This is a genomic window from Citrobacter sp. RHB20-C16 (assembly GCF_013890155.1).
Taxonomy (GTDB): domain Bacteria; phylum Pseudomonadota; class Gammaproteobacteria; order Enterobacterales; family Enterobacteriaceae; genus Citrobacter_A; species Citrobacter_A amalonaticus.
Window position 1 is genome coordinate 2,181,731 of the sequence record NZ_CP057630.1, and the last position, 22,691, is coordinate 2,204,421.

Below are 22,691 nucleotides of genomic sequence, written 5' to 3' on the forward strand. Positions count from 1 at the left end.
TACGCTCCTGGGGATTCACTCATTTGCCGCCTTGATACACCTTGAATGATTTCGCGTACAAACGAACTATTTGCCCGGTAAACGGAGAAAATCTTCCGGGTCATTTATGCTGTTAAGACGATTTACGTACGCGCAGATACCATTCGCACAGTAAACGCACCTGTTTACGGGTGTAGCCTTTCTCCATCATCCGGTCGACAAAGTCGTCGTGTTTCTTCTGCTCATCGGTCGAGGTTTTGGCATTGAACGAAATGACCGGCAGCAGCTCTTCGGTATTGGAGAACATTTTTTTCTCAATGACCGTGCGCAGTTTTTCATAGCTGGTCCAGTTCGGATTTCGTCCGCTGTTGTTCGCTCTCGCACGCAGCACAAAGTTGACGATTTCATTACGGAAATCTTTCGGGTTGCTGATCCCCGCCGGTTTCTCAATTTTCTCCAGCTCCGCGTTCAGCGATTCACGGTCAAACAGCTGACCGGTATCCGGATCGCGGTATTCCTGATCCTGAATCCAGAAGTCGGCATACGTGACATAACGGTCGAAAATATTCTGTCCGTATTCCGAGTAGGATTCGAGATAGGCAGTCTGGATCTCTTTACCAATAAACTCGGCGTATTTCGGGATCAGATAGCCTTTCAGGAACTCGAGATAACGCTCAGCTTGCTCCTGCGGGAACTGTTCGCGCTCGATCTGCTGTTCCAGTACATAGAACAGATGAACCGGGTTCGCAGCGACTTCGACATGGTCAAAGTTAAAGACGCGCGAGAGAATTTTAAACGCGAAACGGGTCGACAGACCGTTCATCCCTTCATCGACGCCGGAGTAGTCGCGGTATTCCTGATACGACTTCGCTTTCGGATCGGTATCTTTCAGACTCTCACCATCATAGACGCGCATTTTCGAATAGATACTCGAGTTTTCCGGATCTTTCAGGCGGGAGAGAATCGAGAAACGTGCCAGCGTTTCCAGCGTTCCCGGCGCGCACGGCGCATGCGTCAATTCGCTGTGGTTTAGCAATTTCTCGTAGATTTTGATCTCTTCGGAAATGCGTAAGCAGTACGGTACCTTCACGATGTAAACACGGTCGAGGAAGGCTTCGTTGTTTTTGTTGTTACGGAACGTCACCCATTCCGATTCGTTCGAGTGGGCGAGAATGATGCCGTTAAACGGCAGGGCGGAGATCCCCTCAGTGCCGTTGTAGTTACCTTCCTGAGTGGCGGTCAGCAGCGGATGCAGCACTTTAATCGGTGCTTTGAACATCTCGACGAATTCCATGATCCCCTGGTTGGCCCGGCACAATGCGCCGGAATAGCCATACGCGTCCGGATCGTTCTGAGCGTGATGTTCGAGTTTACGAATATCCACTTTCCCGACCAGCGCGGAAATGTCCTGGTTGTTCTCATCGCCCGGTTCCGTTTTGGCAATCGCGATTTGCGCAAGAATCGACGGCCACACTTTCACCACGCGGAATTTGGTGATATCCCCACCAAACTCATGCAGGCGTTTGGCCGCCCACGGTGACATAATGGTGCCGAGATAACGGCGCGGAATACCGTACTCTTTTTCCAGAATCTGGGTATCTTCCTGCGGATTAAACAGGCACAACGGATGATCGTTCACCGGGCTGCGTTCACCGTTGGCGCTCAGCACATAAATCGGGACACGCTGCATCAACGATTTCAGTCGTTCGGCAAGCGATGACTTCCCGCCCCCTACAGGCCCCAACAGATACAGGATCTGTTTCTTCTCTTCCAGCCCCTGAGCCGCGTGTTTCAGATAAGAGACAATCTGTTCGATCGCGTCTTCCATGCCGTAAAACTCTTCAAATGCCGGGTAACGTGCAATGACCCGGTTCGAGAAGAGGCGAGAAAGTCGGGGTTCCTGGGCAGTGTCGACCATGACGGGTTCACCAATAGCCATCAATAGCCGTTCTGCCGCGTTGGCATAAGCACTGCGATCTTGCCGACAAGTGGTAAGAAACTCCTGCAGTGTGAACTCTTCGTCCTTGGCAGCTTCATAACGCTGGCGATAGTGATCGAATATATTCATGATATGCCGTCCTTTCGTTTTTTAGCACAGGTTAAGAGCCGTTCATATGAATAGTAGAGGCTCCCGGAAGAGGTAGACTGAACGACGTCATTTACTGTCTCGTATCAAAAAAACAGCAACTCTCATGCCAGCTTTCACCGCGTGAGACCAACGTGCCCGGCGATACAACTTCTAAACTAAAGCGTAGATGGCATTTGCAAAACTTGCATGCACCCGCAAATGATTTTCAATGGCATATCAATAACTCATCCGCAAAAAGTGCATAGCAAATGTAAATAATGCAGTGGAAGATCACACCGTTTTCACCGCACTGTAAGCCAAGTGTCATCTCAGCCTGCAAAATTAGACGGTTACATTCTTTCATTAATTTGTAAAATGGTTGGGTTGTAACGTATTGGCGGTTACACTTTTGCCGCTGAACATTTGAAAAAGGAAAGATGGATTGTGACCAAACTCAAACTTCTGGCACTTGGCGTGTTAATCGCATCGTCTGCTACCGTGGTGCATGCTGAAAGCAACCTGACGCTTGGCGCTGGCGTTGGTGTGGTTGAACACCCATATAAAGATTACGACGCGGATGTTTATCCGGTTCCGGTGATTAATTACGAAGGCGATAACTTCTGGTTCCGTGGTCTGGGTGGTGGGTACTACCTGTGGAACGACGCCGCAGATAAGTTGTCGATCACCGCCTACTGGTCCCCGATGTATTTCAAACCGGGTGACAGCGACGATCGTCAGATGCGTCGTCTTGATAAGCGTAAGAGCACCATGATGGCGGGCTTATCATACTCTCACCATACCGAATATGGTTTCCTGCGTACCACGCTCGCCGGGGATACGCTGGACAACAGTAACGGCATCGTCTGGGATCTGGCCTGGCTGTACCGCTATACCAACGGCGGCCTGACCCTGACGCCGGGTATCGGTGTGGAGTGGAACAGTGAAAATCAGAACGACTACTACTACGGCGTGTCACGTAAAGAATCCTCACGCAGTGGTATGCGGGGTTACAACCCGGACGATAGCTGGAATCCGTACCTGGAACTGAGCGCGAACTACAACTTCCTCGGTGACTGGAGCGTTTACGGTACCGCACGCTACACCCGTCTGTCTGATGAAATTACCGACAGCCCGATGGTGGATAAATCCTGGACTGGTCTGATTTCTACCGGAATCACCTATAAGTTCTGATTGTGCGTTATCACAGTGCAATCGATAAAAGCCCGCAGCGCGGGCTTTTTTGTCACAGAGTCATTCGACCTCTTTGGCATGTTGCTTTGCTTTTTCAATAGACTGCCTGTCAAATATAAAGTGCTCATAGCCATCGGTGATGTTTTTGACTCTGTAGATTTTCCATCTCCTGTCTTCTTTCTTCAGATAGACGCCTATCTGATAGGTTCTGTCGTTTTCGCATCCAAGCCAAACCGTAACGTATTTACTACCGTCAACGTCTTGTGCTTTGCCCACCTTCAATAAAGGGATCCAGTCGACCGAATAGTCCTGCGCGTACGTATAATAGTCAGTGTCGATGATTTCTTGTTCATAAATATGTGAAATAACATCAAGTTGAATTAACGTTTCGCGGGAGACGTAATCATGCATTTTCTCAGGATCTGGCTTTATTTTGCCGGGGCTATTGGCAAAAACAGGTAAATAGTAGCGATAAAAATCAGCTACGCGTTTTTCGGCATCATCGCCTCCTGAAACGCAGGACGCGAGTAAATACACCATGGATACGACAAAAAAGAGGCGCATTACTTTTTCCTGTACCTTTGATAAGGCGGTTTCGATGAGCGATAGCCAGGTCCTCCCCAGCAGTCCCTTTGTTTGAAGTCAGAGTACCAGTCCTGACCATCGAATATCGCCATGTGGCCAGCGGCATGTCCGCCTTTTTATGGCTGGATAACGCCAACGTCGTGTGTCGGTGCAATTTTTCTAAAGCCAGCCGCCTCCAGCATCGAGCCGTAATCTTTAGCATTATGTGTATTGGTCACAATAACTCCGCCCGCCTGAATTGCTCTACGCACGTATGTTGCGCAGTTATTGGTTGGACCCGGTTCGGCGTGGTTTTTTGCCCAGTTTCCAGCATTCCTGGTATTCCATCCCATAAAGTATTATCCATAGTAAACATGTGGAATAAACAATAGACACCTTTATTAATTAGCAGGGTTAGTCATTTTGTGCCGGGTGGTATTATGGGGATGCTCCTGAAAAATATTGTCCAACATAAATTGCGCTTCCCTGGAAGTGTGAATATGCCTAAGTTTTAACTGAGCCCTGAGAGTGCAATCTGTGCATCAAAACAGGGCACTTGCGCCCTGTTTTGCATTACGGTGGTGCACAACTAAGGAGAACGTGATGACAGATAAACAGGTTGTCTTCGCTGGTGGAGTTGTTCTACCTGCGATCGGGCAGGGGACATGGTACATGGGTGAAAATGCCGGTCACCGCCGGGCGGAAGTGTCTGCACTTCGCGCGGGCGTGGATCTGGGGCTAACGCTCATCGATACCGCTGAAATGTATGCCGATGGCGGAGCGGAAGAGGTGGTCGGTGAGGCGCTCAACGGACTGCGTGAACACGTGTTCCTGGTGTCGAAGGTTTACCCATGGAACGCGGGTGGGCAAAAAGCGATTGCCGCCTGTGAGGCCAGTCTGCGTCGTCTGAAAACCGACTATCTGGATCTCTATTTATTGCACTGGTCAGGCAACTTCTCCTTCGCCGAGACGGTCAAGTCGATGGAAACCCTGATGGCTCAGGGTAAAATTCGTCGCTGGGGAGTGTCCAATCTTGACGTCGACGATATGCAGGCGCTGTGGCAGATTCCGGGCGGCAGGCAGTGTGCGACCAATCAGGTGCTGTATCATCTGGCTTCACGCGGCATTGAATACGATTTATTACCGTGGTGTCAGCAACATCAGCTTCCCGTAATGGCTTACAGCCCGTTGGCGCAGGCCGGACGTTTACGCAGCGGTTTATTGAATCATCCGGTGGTCAATGAGATTGCGCATGCGCACAATGCATCAGTTGCGCAGATCCTGCTGGCGTGGGTCATCAGTCATCACGGAGTGATGGCGATTCCAAAAGCGGCAAGTGTGGAGCATGTACAGCAAAATGCGGCGGCGCTGAGCATCACGCTTTCCGCTCAGGAACTCGCCGCACTGGATAAGGCGTATCCCGCGCCGAGAGGCAAAATGGCGCTGGATATGGTCTGATGAGGTTTTGACTCGTTGGCCGGATAAGATGCGCTGGCATCGCCATCCGGCAAACAATGCCAGATGACGACCTGTCAGGCCTGTGACATCTCAACCACAATCATGCTTAGCGCTTCGCAACGCGAATGGTTTGCGCCAGGCGAGAAGGTTTTTCTTCGGTGGCCTTCTGTGAGGCGGTGGCATACGCCGTTTCTACGCACACAAAGGTTTTATAGCCATCATCCGGCATATCGCCCATGCTCACAGACAGCGCCGGGCCAGGGTTCCAGCCGACCACGTTGAGGTGGTGATGATGTACAACGTCGATGTTACGGTTCAGTGCGGCATCGTGAATCACGCTGCAGGCTTCCGGGTTCAGATAGACACGGTCAGTACGATCCGGAAACGCCTGTACGCCATCAGTCAGGACGTCTTCTTTCGCATCATTCACTTTATCGATGAAACGATCGCCCAGGCCGCTGACTTTCACCGTCGCGATATCGCCAACGTTGAAATAGGTATGCAGCGCAGAGGTCGTTTCAAATTCACCGTGCGCTTCAAGCTCAATCTCGCAGGTTTTGCCTACTTTAAAGCGTGCCAGCAGGGTGAAATCATGTGGCCACAGTTTCAGTGTCTCTTCAGTGCTTTGCAGTTCAAACGTCAGCACTGCGCCGTTGTCGTCTTCATTATGTGCTTTCAGCGTCCACGGCAGGTTACGGGCAAAGCCGTGAGAAGGCAGTCCTTGCTGTGCTGCCGGGCCAAACCATGGCCAGCAGACAGGCACGCCGCCACGCAGTGCGACACCGGTTTTAAACGGGGTATTGTTGCTGAGCCACAGAACTTCTTCCTCGCCAGCTGGTTTCCAGGAGAGCAGGTGCGCCCCCTGTAAAGCGAAAGAGGCTTTCGCCTGTGGGTGATCGACGACAATCAGTTCCAGATCGTCAAGCTGACGACGGGAGAGGACAGGGGTGAGTTGTTCAACGACAGGGAGAGCGAAAATTTTGTTAATCATGATGCAATCCTTGATTCAACCGTAGCGAAAAGCCATAAAAAAAGGCGACCGAAGTCGCCTTTTTAGATCAGATTCTCATCTCAACTTATTTGGAGATGTGAGCGATCAGGTCCAGAACTTTGTTTGAGTAACCAGTTTCGTTGTCGTACCAGGAAACCAGTTTCACGAAGTTGTCGTTCAGAGCGATACCCGCTTTAGCATCGAACACGGAAGTGCAAACTTCGCCGTTGAAATCGGTAGATACAACGTCGTCTTCGGTGTAACCCAGAACGCCTTTCATCGGGCCTTCGGAAGCTGCTTTGATGGCTTTCTTAATGTCTTCGTAAGAAGCCGCTTTTTCCAGACGAACGGTCAGGTCAACAACGGATACGTTCGGAGTCGGAACACGGAACGCCATACCAGTCAGTTTGCCATTCAGTTCTGGCAGTACTTTACCTACAGCTTTAGCTGCACCGGTAGAGGACGGGATGATGTTCTGAGCCGCGCCACGGCCGCCACGCCAGTCTTTGTGAGACGGGCCATCAACGGTTTTCTGAGTAGCGGTGGTTGCGTGAACAGTGGTCATCAGACCTTCGATGATGCCGAAGTTGTCGTTGATGACTTTAGCCAGCGGAGCCAGGCAGTTGGTGGTGCAGGATGCGTTGGAAACGATGTCCTGGCCAGCATATTTGTCAAAGTTAGCGCCTTTAACAAACATCGGAGTGTTATCTTTGGACGGACCAGTCAGTACGACTTTTTTCGCGCCAGCAGTGATGTGCTTACGAGCAGTCTCGTCGGTCAGGAAGATACCGGTCGCTTCAGCTACTACGTCAACACCAACTTCGTCCCATTTCAGGTTAGCCGGATCGCGTTCAGCGGTAACACGGATTTTTTTACCGTTAACGATCAGATGACCGTCTTTCACTTCAACGGTACCGTCGAAACGGCCGTGAGTGGAGTCATATTTCAGCATGTAAGCCATGTAATCAGCGTCTAACAGGTCGTTGATTGCAACGATCTCGATGTCAGAACGTTTCTGAGCAGCACGGAAAACAATGCGACCGATACGGCCAAAACCGTTGATACCTACTTTGATAGTCATATATTCCACCAGCTATTTGTTAGTGAATAAAAGGTTGCCTGTAAAATTACAAAAACCTTACGCAGCGTCAAGCGGAATCGTGTCAATCATTGCGACAAATCAATCCTCTGTACAAGCTTTGCACGGCTGACTCGCCTCACTCTTCCATTGGGCTTGAAACCACATGGGGGCGGTGCCCCGAATTTTAAAGGGCAATCGAGATAAAAATGTGATTCGCATCACGATTCACAAGCTGCCATTTCGCAAGGATCAAGTTTAGAACAAAAGTCTGCACTCAGGTGTTAATGTTTTGTTAGAATCTGTCGCGCAATGTCAGCGTCATGAAAAGTGAGATGTGAGCAAAATGGCGAACAAACCTTCTGCAGAAGATCTGAAAAAAAACCTGTCTGAAATGCAGTTCTACGTGACGCAGAATCACGGTACAGAACCGCCGTTTACCGGGCAGTTACTGCATAACAAACGTGACGGCGTCTATCATTGTTTGATCTGCGATGCGCCGCTATTTACCTCCCAGTCCAAATACGATTCCGGCTGTGGCTGGCCGAGCTTCTACGAGCCGGTAAGTGAAGAGTCGATTCGTTACATCAAGGACTTTTCACACGGTATGCAACGCATTGAAATTCGCTGTGGAAACTGCGATGCGCACCTGGGGCATGTCTTCCCCGATGGTCCGCAACCCACCGGCGAACGTTACTGTGTCAATTCAGCTTCTCTGAGCTTCATCGACGACGAAAACGGCGCCCAGACGAAAGGTTGAAAAAACGATTCAGCAAATTATTCCATAGGAGCGGACTTATCATGAATCTTGATGAGATAATTAACAGCATGACGCCGGAAGTGTATCAGCGTTTATCCACCGCCGTTGAACTGGGAAAATGGCCGGACGGCGTCGCGCTGACCCCGGAGCAAAAAGATAATAGTCTGCAACTGGTGATGCTCTGGCAGGCGCGCCACAATACGGATGCGCAACATATGACGATCGACACCAATGGGCAGATGGTGATGAAGAGCAAACAGCAGCTGAAAGTGGATTTCGGCATCACGCCAGAACCAATTGCGACGTTCAAATCCTGATAGCGCACCGTGGAAGCCCGGCATTCTGTCGCTCTGCTGGGCTAACGCGGCGGATTATTTTTTATTCAGCATGGCTTTCAGGTCGGCGAAAGGGTTGTACGTGGCTTCGCCGACGCTCTTTTGCGCATCCTCGCCCGCTACAACCGTGGAACCATACTGGTCGGCTTCCGTATATTTGGAATGCTCATGATCGTGGCAGTACAGGCACAACATTTCCCAGTTGCTGCCATCTTCCGGGTTATTGGAATGATCATGATCGATATGGTGCACCGTCAGTTCGCGAAGGTTTGAGTAAACAAACTCGCGGGAGCAGCGGCCGCAGACCCACGGGAAAAGTTTCAGCGCCTTTTCCCGGTAACCTACTTCCAGACGGGCGTAATTTTTAGGGATAAAAGCCATACAATCCCATGCCTCCAGTTGAAAATGAAACGATGCGTCAAACGCTGACGCAACGGGTTGGGGCCATCATAACCGATCCCGTTTCGTGTGACACACCTCATCCCACCGCTTACGAAAAAAATGCCCCATGCGGACATGCAGGGCATTTTTAATCATGAACGGGGCTTAGTGCGCAATGCTTAAGGATTCCGCCAGTTGTTTTGCAAGCTGGTTATGGTCGTCCGCGCCGTATTCCCAGAACATCGCGCCCGCCAGTCCGCGCTTCTTGATGTAATCTGCTTTGATTGCCACCGAGCGGGGATTCTCATACGAGAGGGCAAACAGCCGCTTACCGTCAGCAGACTGAACGGACAGCCATGGCACTTTTGCCTGATCGTCCCAGTGCTCGGTAAACCGTTTCTGCGGATCGTTAAGAAACGTTTTGACGATGTCGTGGTATTTCACGTAGGTGTCCTTGGTCAAATCGACACCCAGTGATTTAAACAGCGCGATTTCCTGCTCGCCAAAGTAGGGTTGCGTGACGGGATTTTTTTGCGCATCCGGTTTTGTCCAGTCAATTCCAGGCTCGACAGAACGTTTGGGAACACGGCCATAAAAACCGATCCCCAGATTCATCTGCCGGGGCTTCAGTCCGGCGGCGAGGTAGTTGTTGACCACAAAGTCGACGCTGTATTTATCGGCCGCCGCGACGGTTGGCCAGTCTTTAGAATCATACAGGTTGGCGTTGAAATACTGCGTTCCGTAAGCCATGTCATAGGTCATCAGATTGATGTAGTCGAGCAGCGGTGCAATCGCTTTTACGTCCACCCAGCTTTTTGGGCTTTCCGCATTCGCCCCGATGGCAATGGTCACCAGTTTCTGATTGCCGACTGCCTGACGCAGTTCTTTCAGCAGCAGCGTGAAGTTCTCGCGGTCGGCTGGCTGACTGGCGACCAGTCCCCAGGCGCCGTTAACCGGATATTCCCAGTCCAGATCGATACCGTCGAGGCCGTATTTCTGCATGATCTCCAGCGCAGACTGAATAAACACCGCACGCGTTTCCGGTGTTGCGGCAGCGCCTGAGAATCCGCGTGCGCCCCAGCCGCCAACAGAAAGCAGGACTTTCAACTGTGGGTTCTGTTTACGCAGTATCGGGATCAGGGCAAGGTCAGACTCCACTTTTGGCGATAGCCAGATCTGATGCAATTTCGTCGTATCTTTCAGCGCGGCGTTGGTTTCGTCTTTCTCAGCGTTGTAAATCAGGCCGAATGAGTAGTTCAGGTGGGTAATCTGGCGGACATCCAGGGTGTTGATATCGCCACCGGGTCCGGCGGTGACATCTCCGCCGCCATTGAAGTAGCCGACGGACATCATAGAACTGGCAGACGCGACAGATGCGCAAAGCAAGGGTAATGCTGCCAACAAAGGCAAACGTTTCATGGCTAATCCTCTTTGACATTAAAAAATGAAAAGCAAACACGCCACGGAAATGGCGTGGCGAAAAAACAGCCATCAAAGCGTAGCACCTGCGCAGCGTCACTGCTGGTTTCGGTTTATTTTATGTGACGGAAGGGAAAAGATTTTTCGCCGGATGACAAGGCAGGTCGTCATCCGGCGAGAGGTTTAGCGCTGAGTTTCTTCCCAGTCAGCGAGGGTATACAACGTAGCGCCTGCTGCTGCCATCTCCATAAAGGCATGGGCACTGTCCTGTGGCTGAATGTTCACGCCGCGACAGCCATCGGTAATGACATTCACCGTATAGCCCAGTTGCAGCGCATCCAGCACCGTAAACCTGACACAATAGTCGGTGGCCAGCCCCATGACGATCAGTTCATGCACGTCATGCTGGCGAAGCCACGCGTCGAGTCCGGTTGTCTGCCGACGTCCGTTATCAAAAAAAGCGCTGTAGCTGTCGACCAGCGGATTCTCGCCCTTATGAAAAACGGCCTCTATTGCCTTGCGGTTCAGCAACGGATGAAACGCCGCGCCGTCCGTATTCTGCACGCAGTGATCGGGCCAGAAGGTTTGCGGCAAGCCGTCGAGTTGACCCTGGCTGTAAGGTTCTGCCTGATGCTGACTGGCGAAGCTCCCGTGGTTCGCAGGGTGCCAGTCCTGGCTTGCGATGACCGCATCACCGCGGGTCTGGCACCCTGCAATCAGCTGGTTTGCGATATCAACGGTGCTGTCGCCCTCCGGGACCGCCAGCGCGCCGCCGGCGCAGAAATCGTTTTGTAAATCGACCAGTAACAGCGCACGGTGTGTCATTCGATCCTCCTTAGTCGTCCGGCGTGAGTTCGCCACGCAGGTTTTGCGTCATCGCCTCGCGAATCGCATCCGTATCCAGCCCTTTGCTGAGCAGATAATGCAGTTTGGTCAGGGTTGCTTCTACGGTCATATCAGCACCGCCAACGACGCCAGCATGCGCCAGAGCATTGCCAGTGGCATAACCGCCCATGTTCACTTTCCCCGACATGCACTGCGTGAGGTTCACAACCACGATGCCGCGTTCGCTGGCTTCGCTAAGTTCTTTCAGAAACTCTTTATTCTGCGGCGCATTGCCGACGCCGTAGGAACGCAGAATCAGCGCTTTTACCGGCTGGCGCAGGAAGTTGCGCACCACATCGGCGGAGATACCCGGATAAATGGTGACGACCCCAATGGGTTGTGGCGTGATCGGGTGAACAATCAGCTCGCCTTCACTACGGGGAGCCAGCGGCGTCCCCAGACGGCGGATGTGGATACCCGCTTCCAGCAGCGGCTGGAGGTTAGGGGAGGCGAAAGCGTCAAAACCGTCGGCATGCGCTTTTGTCGTGCGGTTGCCGCGAAACAGACGGTTGTTAAAAAACAGCGTGACTTCGTTGATCGGATAATTTGCCGCGACGTAAAGTGCGTTGAGAAGATTGATTTGTCCGTCAGAACGCAGCTCCGCCAGCGGGATTTGTGACCCTGTCACAATCACCGGTTTACCCAAATTCTCCAGCATGAACGAGAGCGCAGAGGCGGTAAACGCCATGGTGTCGGTACCATGTAGGATCACAAAACCATCGTACTCATCGTAATGGGTTTTGATGTCATCGGCGATATGCTGCCAGTCTTCCGGCGTCATATCTGACGAATCCATCAGCGGGGCATATTCATGAATGGTGAAGTCGGGCATTTCAGGACGATGGAATTCAGGCATCAGCGCCAGCTGGCGCTGAAGGTGTCCGGAGACCGGAATGTAACCCTGTTCGGAGCGCTGCATACCAATGGTCCCGCCGGTATAGGCAACGTAAATCGATTTCTTCTGCATGGCTAGTATCTTGTCGCTCAGAGAAAAGCCCTCTTCGCAGGAAGAGGGCGTGAGGATTAACGCACGTTCGCGCAGGTCAGACAGAACGCATAACGGTTTTGCGGATCGTTGAACGCGGCGAGCTTATCGCCTTCCGCTTTGACCGTACTGGCCGCTGAGGCCAGCGGCGCAGGGAGCATCGCCTGAATCGCCTGCGGCAGCATGGCGCGGACAGAACCTGACATACCGTCCATGATCATATCAAAGAAGGTTGGCTCATCCTGATAATAGTCGATATGCCACTCTTTGAGTTTCGCCAGCTCAGCGGCTTTAGCGACCGCGTCGTCGAAGTCACCCAGGCTGTCGACAAGACCGTTGGCTTTGGCATCCTGACCGGTCCAGACGTGGCCCTGGGCAATTTTATCAATCTGTTCCGGCGTGGATTTACGCGCCTGCGCGACCAGAGTGATAAAGCGCTTATAACCATTCTCAATGCTCAACTGCATCATCTGCTGCGCTTCAGGCGGCAGGGCTTTAGTCAGCGAAATATCGGCCAGCGGTGACGTGGCAACGCCGTCGGTGTGTACGCCGATTGAGTCAAGGCTGTTCTCAACGGTATTAATCACGCCGAAGATACCAATCGAACCGGTCAGCGTGCTCGGGTTGGCCACAATGTAACTGGCAGGCGTAGAGATCCAGTAGCCGCCAGAGGCGGCCATTCCGCCCATCGATACGACCACCGGTTTACCGGCAGCACGTGCAGCGGCCAGTTCCGAACGAATCACTTCCGACGCCGTCACGCTACCGCCAGGGCTGTTGACGCGCAGAACGATGGCTTTCACTTTCGGATCCAGGCGCGCATCACGAATTTGTGCAGCGGTGGTATCTCCGCCGACGTTCCCCGGTGTTTCTTCACCATCCATGATGGCACCGTTGGCAAAGACCACGCCGATGGAGCTGCCCGTATCCGCAGGCGGATTAAGCGTGTAATCGTAGTAGCTGATCGCGCGATAGTTATTCTCTGCCTTACTCCAGCCAAACTGTTTCGTCAGCGCTTTTTCCACTTCGGCACTGGAAAGCAGGGCGTCGACCAGTTTGCTGTCGAGCGCATACTTCGCCGTATCGCCATCGGCTTTCGTCAGCGCATCAAGCACGCCCTGAGCGCCAGGGAAGACCTGCTCTGCCGGGATTTGACGGTTGGCGGCAATGGTATTCAGGTAGTTCTGCCACAGCTCGCCAATCCAGCGGCTGTCTGCTTCCCGCGCCGCAGGCGACATGTCGTCACGAATAAACGGCTCGACGGCAGATTTATAAGTGCCCACGCGGAACACATGCGTCGACACTTTCAGCTTATCCAGCAGGGATTTGTAATACAGTCCGTTAGTGGCAAAACCGTGGATATCAACGGAACCCTGCGGCGAAAGCCAGATTTTATTGGCGAAGCTGGCAAGGTAATACTGACCCTGACTAAAATTATCGCCAACGGCATAGACTGGCTTACCGCTGTCGCGGAATTCACGCAGCGCTTTACCGATATACTGCATTGACGGCTGATCGGCACCGGCGAAGTTCTTCAGGTCCATCACAATACCGGTGATATTGCGATCGTCTTTGGCCTGACGAATGGTATTGACGATATCGAACAGGGAGTTTTCCTGTAAGCGGTCGGAACTGGCACCGAGCAGTTGACGGCTAAGAGCGCCAAGACGACTGGTACTGGACGGCTTATCGACGATCACCCCGGAAATATCTAACATCAGGGCACCGCGACCGACTTTATCGCTGGTGTTATTGCTGCTGACCTGCATCCAGATCCCGACACCCACCAGGACAAGGAAGATAAAGAACAGGTTAAGCACCATTTCGCGGACAAAATTAAGCAGTCGCCACGTCCATTTAAAAAAACCGGCAATGAATCGCCACAGGGTTCGCATGTATTCTCCCTACCGTTACCAATACTACACCTGAGTCAGGTGTATGAGATGTGGCTATCCTAATGACCCTGCCGTCTCTTGTCAGCAGGAATCACTGTCGGCGCTGTAACAAAATCTGCTCTCGTGTTAATTTTGTGAATATTCACCCTGACAGGAGTTAACCAAATGGATGCACTTGAATTACTTGTTAACCGCCGTAGCGCTTCTCGCCTGGCCGAGCCTGCACCTGCCGGTGAGCAACTGCAAAATATTCTCCGTGCGGGCATGCGCGCGCCGGATCATAAGACCCTGCAACCGTGGCACTTCTTCGTTATCGAAGGCGAGGGGCGCGAACGCTTCAGCGCGGTGCTGGAAAAGGGGGCGATTGCCGCCGGAAGTGATGAAAAAGGGATCGAAAAAGCGCGTAGCGCACCGTTTCGCGCCCCTCTTATCATCACCGTGGTCGCAAAATGTGATGAAAATCATAAGGTCCCTGTCTGGGAGCAGGAGATGTCCGCAGGCTGCGCGGTGATGGCGATGCAAATGGCGGCTATCGCACAGGGCTTCGGCGGGATCTGGCGTAGCGGGGCCTTAACCGACAGTCCGGTGGTGCGCGACGCGTTTGACTGTCGCCCACAGGATAAAATTGTCGGATTTCTTTATCTCGGCACACCGCAACTGAAAGCCTCCACCACCATTAGCGTGCCGGATACCGCACCTTTCGTGACGAAATTTTAGTTAATCAGGCAAAACTGTCTGGATTCTGAGCAAAGACGCCGGAATTCGGACACTCTCTCTTATCACGTCATGGAATGAGCGCTACCATAGCCCGATTGCAATGACAGGAGATGTCCATGAGCGAGCATTCTATTCGTTTAACGCAGTACAGCCACGGAGCCGGTTGCGGTTGTAAAATTTCCCCGAAAGTGCTGGAAACCATCCTGCACAGCGAGCAGGCGAAGTTTGTCGACCCGAACCTGCTTGTGGGAAATGAAACCCGTGACGACGCGGCGGTGTACGATCTGGGCAATGGTACCAGCGTCATCAGTACCACCGACTTCTTTATGCCGATTGTCGATAATCCGTTTGATTTTGGCCGCATTGCGGCGACCAACGCCATCAGCGATATTTTCGCGATGGGCGGCAAGCCGATTATGGCGATCGCGATCCTGGGCTGGCCTATCAGCAAGCTGTCGCCGGAAATCGCCCGCGAGGTGACTGAAGGCGGACGCTTTGCCTGTCGTCAGGCGGGCATTGCGCTGGCGGGCGGCCACTCGATTGACGCGCCGGAGCCGATCTTCGGTCTGGCCGTCACCGGCATTGTTCCCACTGAGCGGGTGAAGAAAAACAGCACCGCCGAGGCCGGTTGCAAACTGTTCCTGACCAAACCGCTAGGCATTGGCGTGTTGACTACCGCAGAGAAAAAGTCGCTGCTAAAACCTGAACATCAGGGGCTGGCGACGGAAGTCATGTGTCGCATGAACATTGCCGGAGCGTCATTTGCCAACATTGACGGCGTGAAAGCGATGACCGATGTCACCGGCTTTGGTCTGCTGGGCCACCTCAGCGAGATGTGCCAGGGGGCAGGCGTCCAGGCGCAGATCCGCTATCAGGACATCCCTAAACTGCCGGGCGTCGAAGAGTACATCCGCCTGGGGGCTGTGCCGGGTGGCACCGAGCGTAACTTTGCCAGCTACGGCCACCTGATGGGGGAAATGCCGCAGGCGGTGCGCTCCCTGCTGTGCGATCCGCAAACGTCCGGCGGTCTGCTGCTGGCGGTAACGCCAGAGGCCGAAGAAGAAGTGAAAGCCACCGCCGCAGAGTTTGGCATTGACCTGACGGCGATCGGTGAACTGGTTGAAGCCCGTGGCGGTCGCGCCATGGTTGAGATCCGTTAACCCAATGCGGTTGTTTATTGCCGAAAAGCCGAGTCTGGCGCGCGCCATTGCTGATGTGTTGCCTAAACCGCACCGTAAGGGCGATGGCTTTATTGAATGCGGTAACGGCCAGGTGGTGACCTGGTGTATTGGTCACCTGCTGGAACAGGCGCAGCCTGATGTCTATGACAGTCGTTATGCGCGCTGGAACCTGGCCGATCTGCCGATCGTGCCGGAAAAGTGGCAATTGCAGCCGCGTCCTTCCGTGACCAAACAGCTCAACGTGATTAAGCGTTTTCTGCATGAGGCCAGTGAGGTTATCCATGCGGGAGACCCGGATCGCGAGGGGCAACTGCTGGTGGACGAGGTGCTGGATTACCTGCAACTGGCGCCGGAAAAGCGTCAGCAGGTGCAGCGCTGTCTGATTAACGATCTCAACCCACAGGCCGTTGAACGTGCGATTGAACGTCTGCGCTCAAACAGCGAATTTGTGCCGTTATGCGTGTCGGCGCTGGCCCGTGCCCGCGCGGACTGGCTGTACGGCATCAACATGACCCGTGCGTATACCATTCTCGGGCGTAACGCCGGTTATCAGGGGGTGCTCTCCGTCGGGCGCGTACAAACGCCGGTACTCGGGCTGGTTGTCCGACGCGATGAAGAGATCGAAAACTTCGTTGCCAAAGATTTTTTTGAAGTGAAAGCACATATCGTGACCCCTGCGGAGGAACGCTTCACCGCGATCTGGCAGCCGAGCGAAGCGTGCGAACCGTATCAGGACGAAGAGGGACGATTGTTACACCGTCCGCTGGCGGAGCATGTGGTCAACCGCATCAACGGCCAACCGGCGATAGTCACCAGCTATAACGATAAACGGGAATCAGAATCTGCGCCGTTGCCGTTCTCGCTGTCAGCTTTACAGATTGAAGCGGCGAAACGCTTTGGCCTGAGCGCGCAGAACGTGCTCGACATCTGCCAGAAGCTGTATGAAACCCACAAGCTGATTACCTATCCGCGTTCTGACTGTCGCTATCTGCCGGAAGAGCACTTCGCTGGACGGCATGCGGTAATGAACGCCATCGGCGTGCATGCGCCGGATCTGCTGCCGCAACCGGCGGTAAATCCCGATACCCGTAATCGCTGCTGGGATGATAAAAAGGTTGATGCTCACCACGCCATTATTCCTACTGCGCGCAGCAACAGTATCACTCTGACGGACAATGAAGCGAAGGTGTATAACCTGGTAGCCCGTCAATACCTGATGCAATTTTGCCCGGATGCGGTATTCCGTAAATGCGTGATTGAACTGGATATCGCGAAGGGTAAATTCGTCGCTAAGGCCCGATTCCTTGCCGAAGCGGGCTGGCGAACGCTGCTGGGCAGTAAAGAGCGGGATGAAGAGAACGACGGCACGCCGCTGCCGGTGGTGGCGAAAGACGATGAACTGCTGTGTGAAAAGGGCGAAGTGGTTGAACGTCAGACCCAGCCGCCACGCCATTTTACCGATGCCACGCTGCTGTCGGCGATGACCGGGATTGCGCGCTTCGTGCAGGATAAAGATCTGAAAAAGATCCTCCGTGCAACGGACGGGCTGGGCACCGAGGCCACCCGCGCCGGGATCATCGAACTGCTGTTTAAGCGCGGTTTTCTGGTCAAAAAAGGGCGCTATATCCACTCAACCGATGCCGGGAAAGCGCTGTTCCACTCGCTGCCGGAGATGGCGACCCGTCCGGACATGACCGCTCACTGGGAGTCAATTCTGACGCAAATCAGCGAAAAGCAGTGCCGCTATCAGGATTTCATGCAGCCGCTGGTGGGCACGCTGTATCAATTGATCGATCAGGCGCGCAGTACGCCGGTGCGTCGCTTCCGTGGCATTGTCGCGCCTGGTGGTGATGGTGGAGAGAAGAAGAAGAGCGCGCCTCGTAAACGTGCGGCGAAAAAAAGCCCGCCATCAGCAGAGGCGGGCCTGTAATTCGGTTTGGGGGGACTTAAATCACACCCTGACCAAACATGGCGTCGGCAATCTTCACGAAGGCAGAGATGTTCGCCCCACGGACATAGTTGGTCTGTTTGCTTTCACCGCCGTACTCGACGCAGGCATGGTGAATATCCAGCATGATGTGGTGCAGACGGGCATCCACTTTCTCCGCCTTCCAGCTCAGACGCGCCGCGTTCTGTGCCATTTCCAGGCCGGAGGTGGCAACGCCACCGGCGTTCGCCGCTTTGCCCGGTGCAAACAGCACGCCGGCTTCGAGGAACAGATCGGTCGCTTCGATGGTGGTTGGCATGTTTGCCCCTTCCGCCACCGCTTTCACGCCGTTAGCAATCAGCACGCGAGCCGCTTCGACGTCGAGCTCGTTCTGTGTGGCACACGGCAGTGCGATATCGACCGGCACTGACCACGGCTGTTTGCCTTCCATATAGGTCAGGCCAAACTCACGGGCGTAGTCCGCCACGCGGCCGTCACGGCTGGCTTTAATTTCGCACAGACGCGCCAGTTTCTCTTTCGTAAAGCCGCTTTCATCCACGACGGTGCCGCTGGAGTCGGAGGCCGTCACCACGCGAGCGCCAAATTCCATCGCTTTTTCAATGGCGAACTGCGCCACGTTACCGGAACCGGAAACCGCTACGCGCATCCCTTCAAAGCCCAGACCATGACGCTTGAGCATCGCTTCGGTGAAGTAGACCAGACCGTAACCGGTTGCTTCCGTACGGATCAGACTGCCGCCGAAGGAGAGCCCTTTGCCGGTAAACACGCAGGCGCTGTTGTTGGATAGCTTACGCATCATCCCGGCCATAAAGCCCACTTCACGGCCACCCACGCCGATATCACCGGCAGGAACGTCAGTATCCGGACCCAAATGACGGTACAGTTCCGTCATCAGCGCCTGACAGAAACGCATCACTTCGCCTTCACTTTTGCCTTTCGGATCAAAATCGCTACCGCCTTTACCACCGCCCATCGGCAGGGTGGTCAGTGCGTTTTTAAAGGTTTGCTCAAAGCCGAGAAACTTCAGGATCGACAGGTTAACGGAAGGGTGGAAGCGCATCCCGCCTTTGTACGGGCCAATCGCCGAGTTGAACTGCACGCGCCAGGCGCGGTTAACCTGGACCTGATTACGATCGTCCAGCCACACGACACGGAACTGAATCACACGCTCTGGCTCAACCAACCGTTCCAGCAACGACATTTCACGATAGCGCGGGTTTTGCTCAATGAATGGCCACAGGGTGGTCATAACTTCACGGACGGCTTGCGCGAACTCGGTTTGATTCGGGTCGCGCTTTTGTACATGGTTGAGGAATGATTCCAGAGAGCATGTCTGATCCATAGATATAAAAACCTCTTATATTTAAATGTGGTTGTAATTGTGTTTTTTGTGGATATGTGTTTGCAGTTTTTGACTATACCATCAGGAATGTGACGGATAGCAAGAAAAAAATGCCGGTGCCAGACAAATTAATAACCAGACGGCTGTCATAACGAAAAACGATGACAGAAGAGAGTAAAGTTTCCCGCGCGGGTTACCGTTATACTAAGAACAGACCCGAAATAGTAAGGAAACCCTATGCGTTTTATCGCGATGGCGGCAGCGTTGATGACACTCTCTTTATCCAGCCTGGCGAACCAAAACCTTCGCCCGGATGTGCAGGTGAACGTGCCGCCGGAGGTCTTCAGTTCCGGTGGACAGCGCGCGCAGCCCTGTAATCAGTGCTGCATTTATCAGGATCAGAATTATTCAGAAGGGGCGGTAATTAAAGCCGATGGCGTGCTGTTGCAGTGCCAGCGCGACGAGAAAACGCTCAGTACGAATCCGCTGGTCTGGCGTCGCGTAAAACCATAAAGGCGTTAAGTAGCGGAATATCAGCGGGGGCGAGCGAATAGTCGAGCGCGACGTGCGGCTCGCACCACACCAGTTGCTGGTGCTCATGCGCCATCATTTCTCCGCTGAACGCCGGGACATGCCAGGCATGCAGATGAATCAACCGCCCGGAGACTTCACGCTGGTGGCTGGCAATATAGCGCCCCACCGTGGCCTCAATGCCTAACTCTTCGCGCAGTTCGCGGACCAGCGCCTGCGGCTGCGTTTCGCCCGCTTCCACTTTGCCACCGGCAAATTCCCATAAACCTGCCTGATCCGCCTGCGGCGGGCGCTGGGCGAGCAAAATTTTGCCATCACGTTCAATAATCGCGGCAACAACGTCGAGGGTTTTCATCATATTCGTCAATGTTCAACAGCAGAAAGTGACATACTATCGTCATCTTTGATTGACCTGAAGTCCCAGGAGTCTGCCTTGAACGATCCGCAACCGTGGGTAACGCCGTTGACCCGTCTCCCCGCCAGTCTCAACCCTCTCGTGATGACGCAAAGAAAACACTACGGAGAGGTATTACATCCGACGCGCTGGTGGGGGCGGATGCCGTTTTTGTTCTGGCTGGTGGCGCTGTTTGTCGGGTTTCTTGAGCGTAAACGTGCGCGTCTGACGCCGGTGATGCGGGCATTATTGATGACGCGCGTGTCGCAGGTCTGCCACTGCGCATTCTGCGTGGATGCCAACAGCCTGCGACTGGCAGAGCGTAGCGGCGCGATGGACAAAGTGCTGGCCGTGGCGGACTGGCAGGCATCGTCGCTTTTTACACCAGAAGAGCGCGTTGCGCTGGCATATGCTGACGCGGTGACCGCCACGCCACCGCGGGTAGATGATGCCCTGAAAGCGCAAATGAAGCAGCATTTCAGCGATGACGTTATTAGCGAGATGACCGCGTTGTTGGCTTTTCAGAACCTCTCGGCGCGTTTTAATGCCGCGCTGGATATTCCTTCGCAGGGACTGTGCGACAGTCTCAAAGGAGCGCCGCGTGCTTGACCGGCATCTGCATCCACGGCTTAAACCGCTGCTTCACCGTTGCGCAGGCGTGCTCGACAGGCCGGGGGTTTCCCCGGACGGTCTGACGCTGGTTGGGTTTGGCCTCGGCGTACTGGCGTTGCCGTTTCTGGCGCTGGGCTGGTATCTGGCGGCGCTGGTGGCGATTGTCCTGAATCGTCTGCTGGACGGGCTTGACGGCGCGCTGGCGCGACGCCGAGGGCTTACCGATGCGGGCGGTTTTCTTGATATCTCTCTCGATTTTCTGTTTTACGCGCTGGTGCCGTTCGGCTTCATTCTGGCCGACCCACAGCAGAATGCGCTGGCGGGGGGCTGGCTGTTGTTTGCGTTTATCGGCACCGGCAGCAGTTTTCTCGCCTTTGCCGCGCTGGCCGCGAAGCACAATATCGACAACCCCGGCTATGCGCATAAATCGTTTTATTATCTGGGGGGATTGACCGAGGGAACGGAAACGATCCTGGTGTTTGTACTGGCGTGTCTTTTCCCGGAGAAGTTTGCCGTGCTGGCGTGGATCTTCGGCACACTGTGCTGGATGACGACGTTGACCCGCGTCTGGAGTGGTTATCTGACGCTGAAGGGGTTACAACAGTGAACGCCGGATGACGCACAAGCGCTGCCATCCGGCAATCCATTACAGACTGCTGTCCGGGCCGCGCTCACCTGCGGAGACCGGGTTTTTCGGGTCTTTGCTCCATTCGTACCACCCGCCGTCATAAACCGAGACGTTTTTCCAGCCCATCGCCCGGGCGTACATAAACGTCTCTGACGCGCGCCAGCCGGTGCCACAGTAAAAGGCGACCTGCTGATCCGGCAGAATGTGCCACTGCTTCCACATGCTGGCGATGTCATCTGCGCTGCGCATGGTGCCGTCCGGGTTATGGAAATCTTCCATATGCGTCGAGTCGCTGCCGGCATGTCCCCAGCGCGCCCCGGCAATTTCACCTTTTGGCTTGATATAGCTGTAGCCGCTGGTGGTGCCGATAAATTCTGGCCAGGAGCGAATACTGACCAGCGACGCATCCTGACGGTGCAACAGTCCGCGCGCCTGTTCCATATTAAGCATCAGCTGGGGTTGCGCTGGAATGGTCACGCCAAAATCGGGCTCCGGTTTAACTTTCGCAGGCGTGCCGCGCTCGACCGGCAGCCCGGCGTCGGACCAGGTCTGCCAGCCGCCATCGAGCAGACGCACGTCTTTCACTCCGGCATACAGCATGATCTGCGCCACCCGCGCGGCCGCGTAAACATCGCGTCCGTACAGGATCACCGTCGTGTCATGACGGATACCGTGTTTCGCCAGCATCGCTTTCAGACTGTCATCAGGCACTTTGTTCCACAGCGGTTCACTTTCCACCTCGTTGGTGTCGATGTAATCCGCGCCTGGAATATGGCTGAGCAGATAAAACTTCGGCGCACCCCAGGCGGCTTCTATCACTTTCCAGTCGCCGGCCGGTTTCGCGGTGACCGCTTTACCCTGTTGCAGGTCATGCAGCCACTGCGGATAAACCAGTTGCTCGAAATGCGGCAGTCGTTGCAGACGCGCCGGATCCTGCAACGCGTCGCTCAGCGTGGCAACCTGTTGCAGTCCAGCCTTTTTCAGCCGGTTTTTCACCGCCTGCACGTCGCTGTCGTTGCCGTACAGCGCGACAGGGGCGTCGGCCTTCAGTTGATGCTGTTGGATCCAGGTCGCGAGCTGTTCGTCGCTCATGGTATCAAGCCAGCGGGCAGAGAGGTTGAGGGCGGAAGGTTCGTGTCCGGACGGACCGTTTAGTGACTGTGGCCAGCCATTATAAAACGCGGAGGGACGGGTATCGATAGCCGTACCCTGTTTTTGCGCCAGTTGTTGGAAGTTAAGTACCTGCGCCATATCAGCAGCCCAGGTGGAAGCGCAAGCGAGCCCTAAAGCCAGAGCCAGCGCGGTCATTTGAGAAACACGTTTCATCGAATTGCCCGACGTTGAGATAA

General features: G+C 54.1%; 22 protein-coding genes and 1 pseudogene. 10 read left to right on the plus strand and 13 right to left on the minus strand.

Annotation, left to right across the window (positions count from 1 at the left end):
• Positions 1-112: 112 nt before the first annotated feature.
• A complete protein-coding gene (gene yeaG / locus HVX64_RS10475) occupies positions 113-2,047 on the minus strand; it encodes a protein kinase YeaG (protein WP_043000926.1) in 1,935 nt (644 codons plus the stop codon).
• Positions 2,048-2,491: 444 nt separating this feature from the next.
• Here yeaG and HVX64_RS10480 point away from each other — a divergent pair, with 444 nt between their 5' ends.
• The gene (locus HVX64_RS10480; protein ID WP_043000925.1) at positions 2,492-3,238 is read left to right on the plus strand and encodes a MipA/OmpV family protein; all 747 of its coding nucleotides are present in this window, start codon (positions 2,492-2,494) and stop codon (positions 3,236-3,238) included.
• Positions 3,239-3,298: 60 nt separating this feature from the next.
• On the opposite strand, the gene HVX64_RS10485 is transcribed toward HVX64_RS10480, so the two are convergent.
• Together HVX64_RS10485 and HVX64_RS10490 are read right to left on the minus strand one after the other, a co-directional pair.
• The gene (locus HVX64_RS10485; RefSeq protein ID WP_044254876.1) at positions 3,299-3,802 is read right to left on the minus strand and encodes a YbjP/YqhG family protein; all 504 of its coding nucleotides are present in this window, start codon (positions 3,800-3,802) and stop codon (positions 3,299-3,301) included.
• Positions 3,802-4,155, minus strand: a pseudogene (locus HVX64_RS10490) (hypothetical protein). The gene HVX64_RS10485 and the pseudogene HVX64_RS10490 overlap by 1 nt, the downstream one beginning before the upstream one ends.
• A gap of 250 nt (positions 4,156-4,405) precedes the next feature.
• On the opposite strand from HVX64_RS10490, the gene HVX64_RS10495 reads away from it, so the two are divergent.
• Complete coding sequence (locus tag HVX64_RS10495; RefSeq protein ID WP_044254873.1) at positions 4,406-5,260, plus strand: aldo/keto reductase; 855 nt, start codon at positions 4,406-4,408, stop codon at positions 5,258-5,260.
• A gap of 106 nt (positions 5,261-5,366) precedes the next feature.
• Here HVX64_RS10495 and HVX64_RS10500 read toward each other — a convergent pair whose 3' ends face one another.
• Positions 5,367-6,251 (minus strand): D-hexose-6-phosphate mutarotase, encoded by an 885-nt coding sequence (locus HVX64_RS10500; RefSeq protein ID WP_044254870.1) that lies wholly within the window; start codon positions 6,249-6,251, stop codon positions 5,367-5,369.
• Positions 6,252-6,336: 85 nt separating this feature from the next.
• Positions 6,337-7,332 (minus strand): glyceraldehyde-3-phosphate dehydrogenase, encoded by a 996-nt coding sequence (gapA, locus tag HVX64_RS10505; protein WP_043000921.1) that lies wholly within the window; start codon positions 7,330-7,332, stop codon positions 6,337-6,339.
• 343 nt (positions 7,333-7,675) lie between these two features.
• Here gapA and msrB point away from each other — a divergent pair, with 343 nt between their 5' ends.
• Together msrB and HVX64_RS10515 are read left to right on the plus strand one after the other, a co-directional pair.
• Positions 7,676-8,089 (plus strand): peptide-methionine (R)-S-oxide reductase MsrB, encoded by a 414-nt coding sequence (gene msrB, locus HVX64_RS10510; RefSeq protein ID WP_043000920.1) that lies wholly within the window; start codon positions 7,676-7,678, stop codon positions 8,087-8,089.
• A 41-nt stretch (positions 8,090-8,130) separates the two neighbouring features.
• Entirely contained in the window at positions 8,131-8,406 is a 276-nt protein-coding gene (locus tag HVX64_RS10515; RefSeq protein ID WP_043000919.1) for a YeaC family protein, read from the plus strand.
• A gap of 54 nt (positions 8,407-8,460) precedes the next feature.
• Here the strand turns inward: HVX64_RS10515 and yajD are convergent, their stop codons facing one another.
• The 5 genes from yajD to sppA form a co-directional block, all read right to left on the minus strand.
• Positions 8,461-8,805, minus strand: a complete 345-nt coding sequence (gene yajD, locus HVX64_RS10520; protein ID WP_042319478.1) for an HNH nuclease YajD — start codon at positions 8,803-8,805, stop codon at positions 8,461-8,463.
• A 165-nt stretch (positions 8,806-8,970) separates the two neighbouring features.
• Positions 8,971-10,224 carry a glycoside hydrolase family 18 protein gene (locus HVX64_RS10525; protein ID WP_044254867.1) on the minus strand — a complete coding sequence of 418 codons (1,254 nt, stop codon included), beginning with the start codon at positions 10,222-10,224 and terminating at the stop codon, positions 8,971-8,973.
• A gap of 183 nt (positions 10,225-10,407) precedes the next feature.
• Positions 10,408-11,049 carry a bifunctional nicotinamidase/pyrazinamidase gene (gene pncA / locus HVX64_RS10530; protein WP_044254864.1) on the minus strand — a complete coding sequence of 214 codons (642 nt, stop codon included), beginning with the start codon at positions 11,047-11,049 and terminating at the stop codon, positions 10,408-10,410.
• 10 nt (positions 11,050-11,059) lie between these two features.
• Positions 11,060-12,076, minus strand: a complete 1,017-nt coding sequence (gene ansA / locus HVX64_RS10535) for an asparaginase (RefSeq protein ID WP_043000916.1) — start codon at positions 12,074-12,076, stop codon at positions 11,060-11,062.
• Between the two features lie 56 nt (positions 12,077-12,132).
• Positions 12,133-13,989: a signal peptide peptidase SppA gene (gene sppA / locus HVX64_RS10540; protein ID WP_044254861.1), complete on the minus strand. Its 1,857-nt coding sequence runs from the start codon at positions 13,987-13,989 to the stop codon at positions 12,133-12,135.
• Positions 13,990-14,154: 165 nt separating this feature from the next.
• On the opposite strand from sppA, the gene HVX64_RS10545 reads away from it, so the two are divergent.
• From HVX64_RS10545 to topB, 3 genes are all read left to right on the plus strand, one after another.
• Positions 14,155-14,706: an NAD(P)H nitroreductase gene (locus HVX64_RS10545; RefSeq protein WP_043000914.1), complete on the plus strand. Its 552-nt coding sequence runs from the start codon at positions 14,155-14,157 to the stop codon at positions 14,704-14,706.
• 116 nt (positions 14,707-14,822) lie between these two features.
• Positions 14,823-15,866, plus strand: a complete 1,044-nt coding sequence (gene selD, locus HVX64_RS10550) for a selenide, water dikinase SelD (protein ID WP_044254859.1) — start codon at positions 14,823-14,825, stop codon at positions 15,864-15,866.
• A 4-nt stretch (positions 15,867-15,870) separates the two neighbouring features.
• Entirely contained in the window at positions 15,871-17,817 is a 1,947-nt protein-coding gene (gene topB, locus HVX64_RS10555) for a DNA topoisomerase III (RefSeq protein WP_043000912.1), read from the plus strand.
• A 16-nt stretch (positions 17,818-17,833) separates the two neighbouring features.
• Here topB and gdhA read toward each other — a convergent pair whose 3' ends face one another.
• Positions 17,834-19,177, minus strand: coding sequence for an NADP-specific glutamate dehydrogenase (gene gdhA, locus HVX64_RS10560; RefSeq protein WP_181825402.1), 1,344 nt, complete (start codon positions 19,175-19,177; stop codon positions 17,834-17,836).
• Between the two features lie 252 nt (positions 19,178-19,429).
• On the opposite strand from gdhA, the gene HVX64_RS10565 reads away from it, so the two are divergent.
• On the plus strand, positions 19,430-19,690 hold the full coding sequence (locus tag HVX64_RS10565; RefSeq protein WP_172961335.1) for a YnjH family protein: 261 nt from the start codon (positions 19,430-19,432) through the stop codon (positions 19,688-19,690).
• On the opposite strand, the gene HVX64_RS10570 is transcribed toward HVX64_RS10565, so the two are convergent.
• A complete protein-coding gene (locus tag HVX64_RS10570; RefSeq protein ID WP_044327844.1) occupies positions 19,650-20,063 on the minus strand; it encodes a pyrimidine (deoxy)nucleoside triphosphate diphosphatase in 414 nt (137 codons plus the stop codon). The two genes, HVX64_RS10565 and HVX64_RS10570, sit on opposite strands and share 41 nt — an antisense overlap.
• A gap of 78 nt (positions 20,064-20,141) precedes the next feature.
• On the opposite strand from HVX64_RS10570, the gene HVX64_RS10575 reads away from it, so the two are divergent.
• Together HVX64_RS10575 and HVX64_RS10580 are read left to right on the plus strand one after the other, a co-directional pair.
• A complete protein-coding gene (locus HVX64_RS10575; RefSeq protein WP_044254855.1) occupies positions 20,142-20,711 on the plus strand; it encodes a carboxymuconolactone decarboxylase family protein in 570 nt (189 codons plus the stop codon).
• Positions 20,704-21,321, plus strand: a complete 618-nt coding sequence (locus HVX64_RS10580; protein WP_044254852.1) for a CDP-alcohol phosphatidyltransferase family protein — start codon at positions 20,704-20,706, stop codon at positions 21,319-21,321. The genes HVX64_RS10575 and HVX64_RS10580 overlap by 8 nt, the downstream gene beginning before the upstream one ends.
• A gap of 39 nt (positions 21,322-21,360) precedes the next feature.
• Here the strand turns inward: HVX64_RS10580 and HVX64_RS10585 are convergent, their stop codons facing one another.
• Complete coding sequence (locus HVX64_RS10585; protein WP_044254849.1) at positions 21,361-22,668, minus strand: rhodanese-like domain-containing protein; 1,308 nt, start codon at positions 22,666-22,668, stop codon at positions 21,361-21,363.
• Positions 22,669-22,691: the final 23 nt, after the last annotated feature.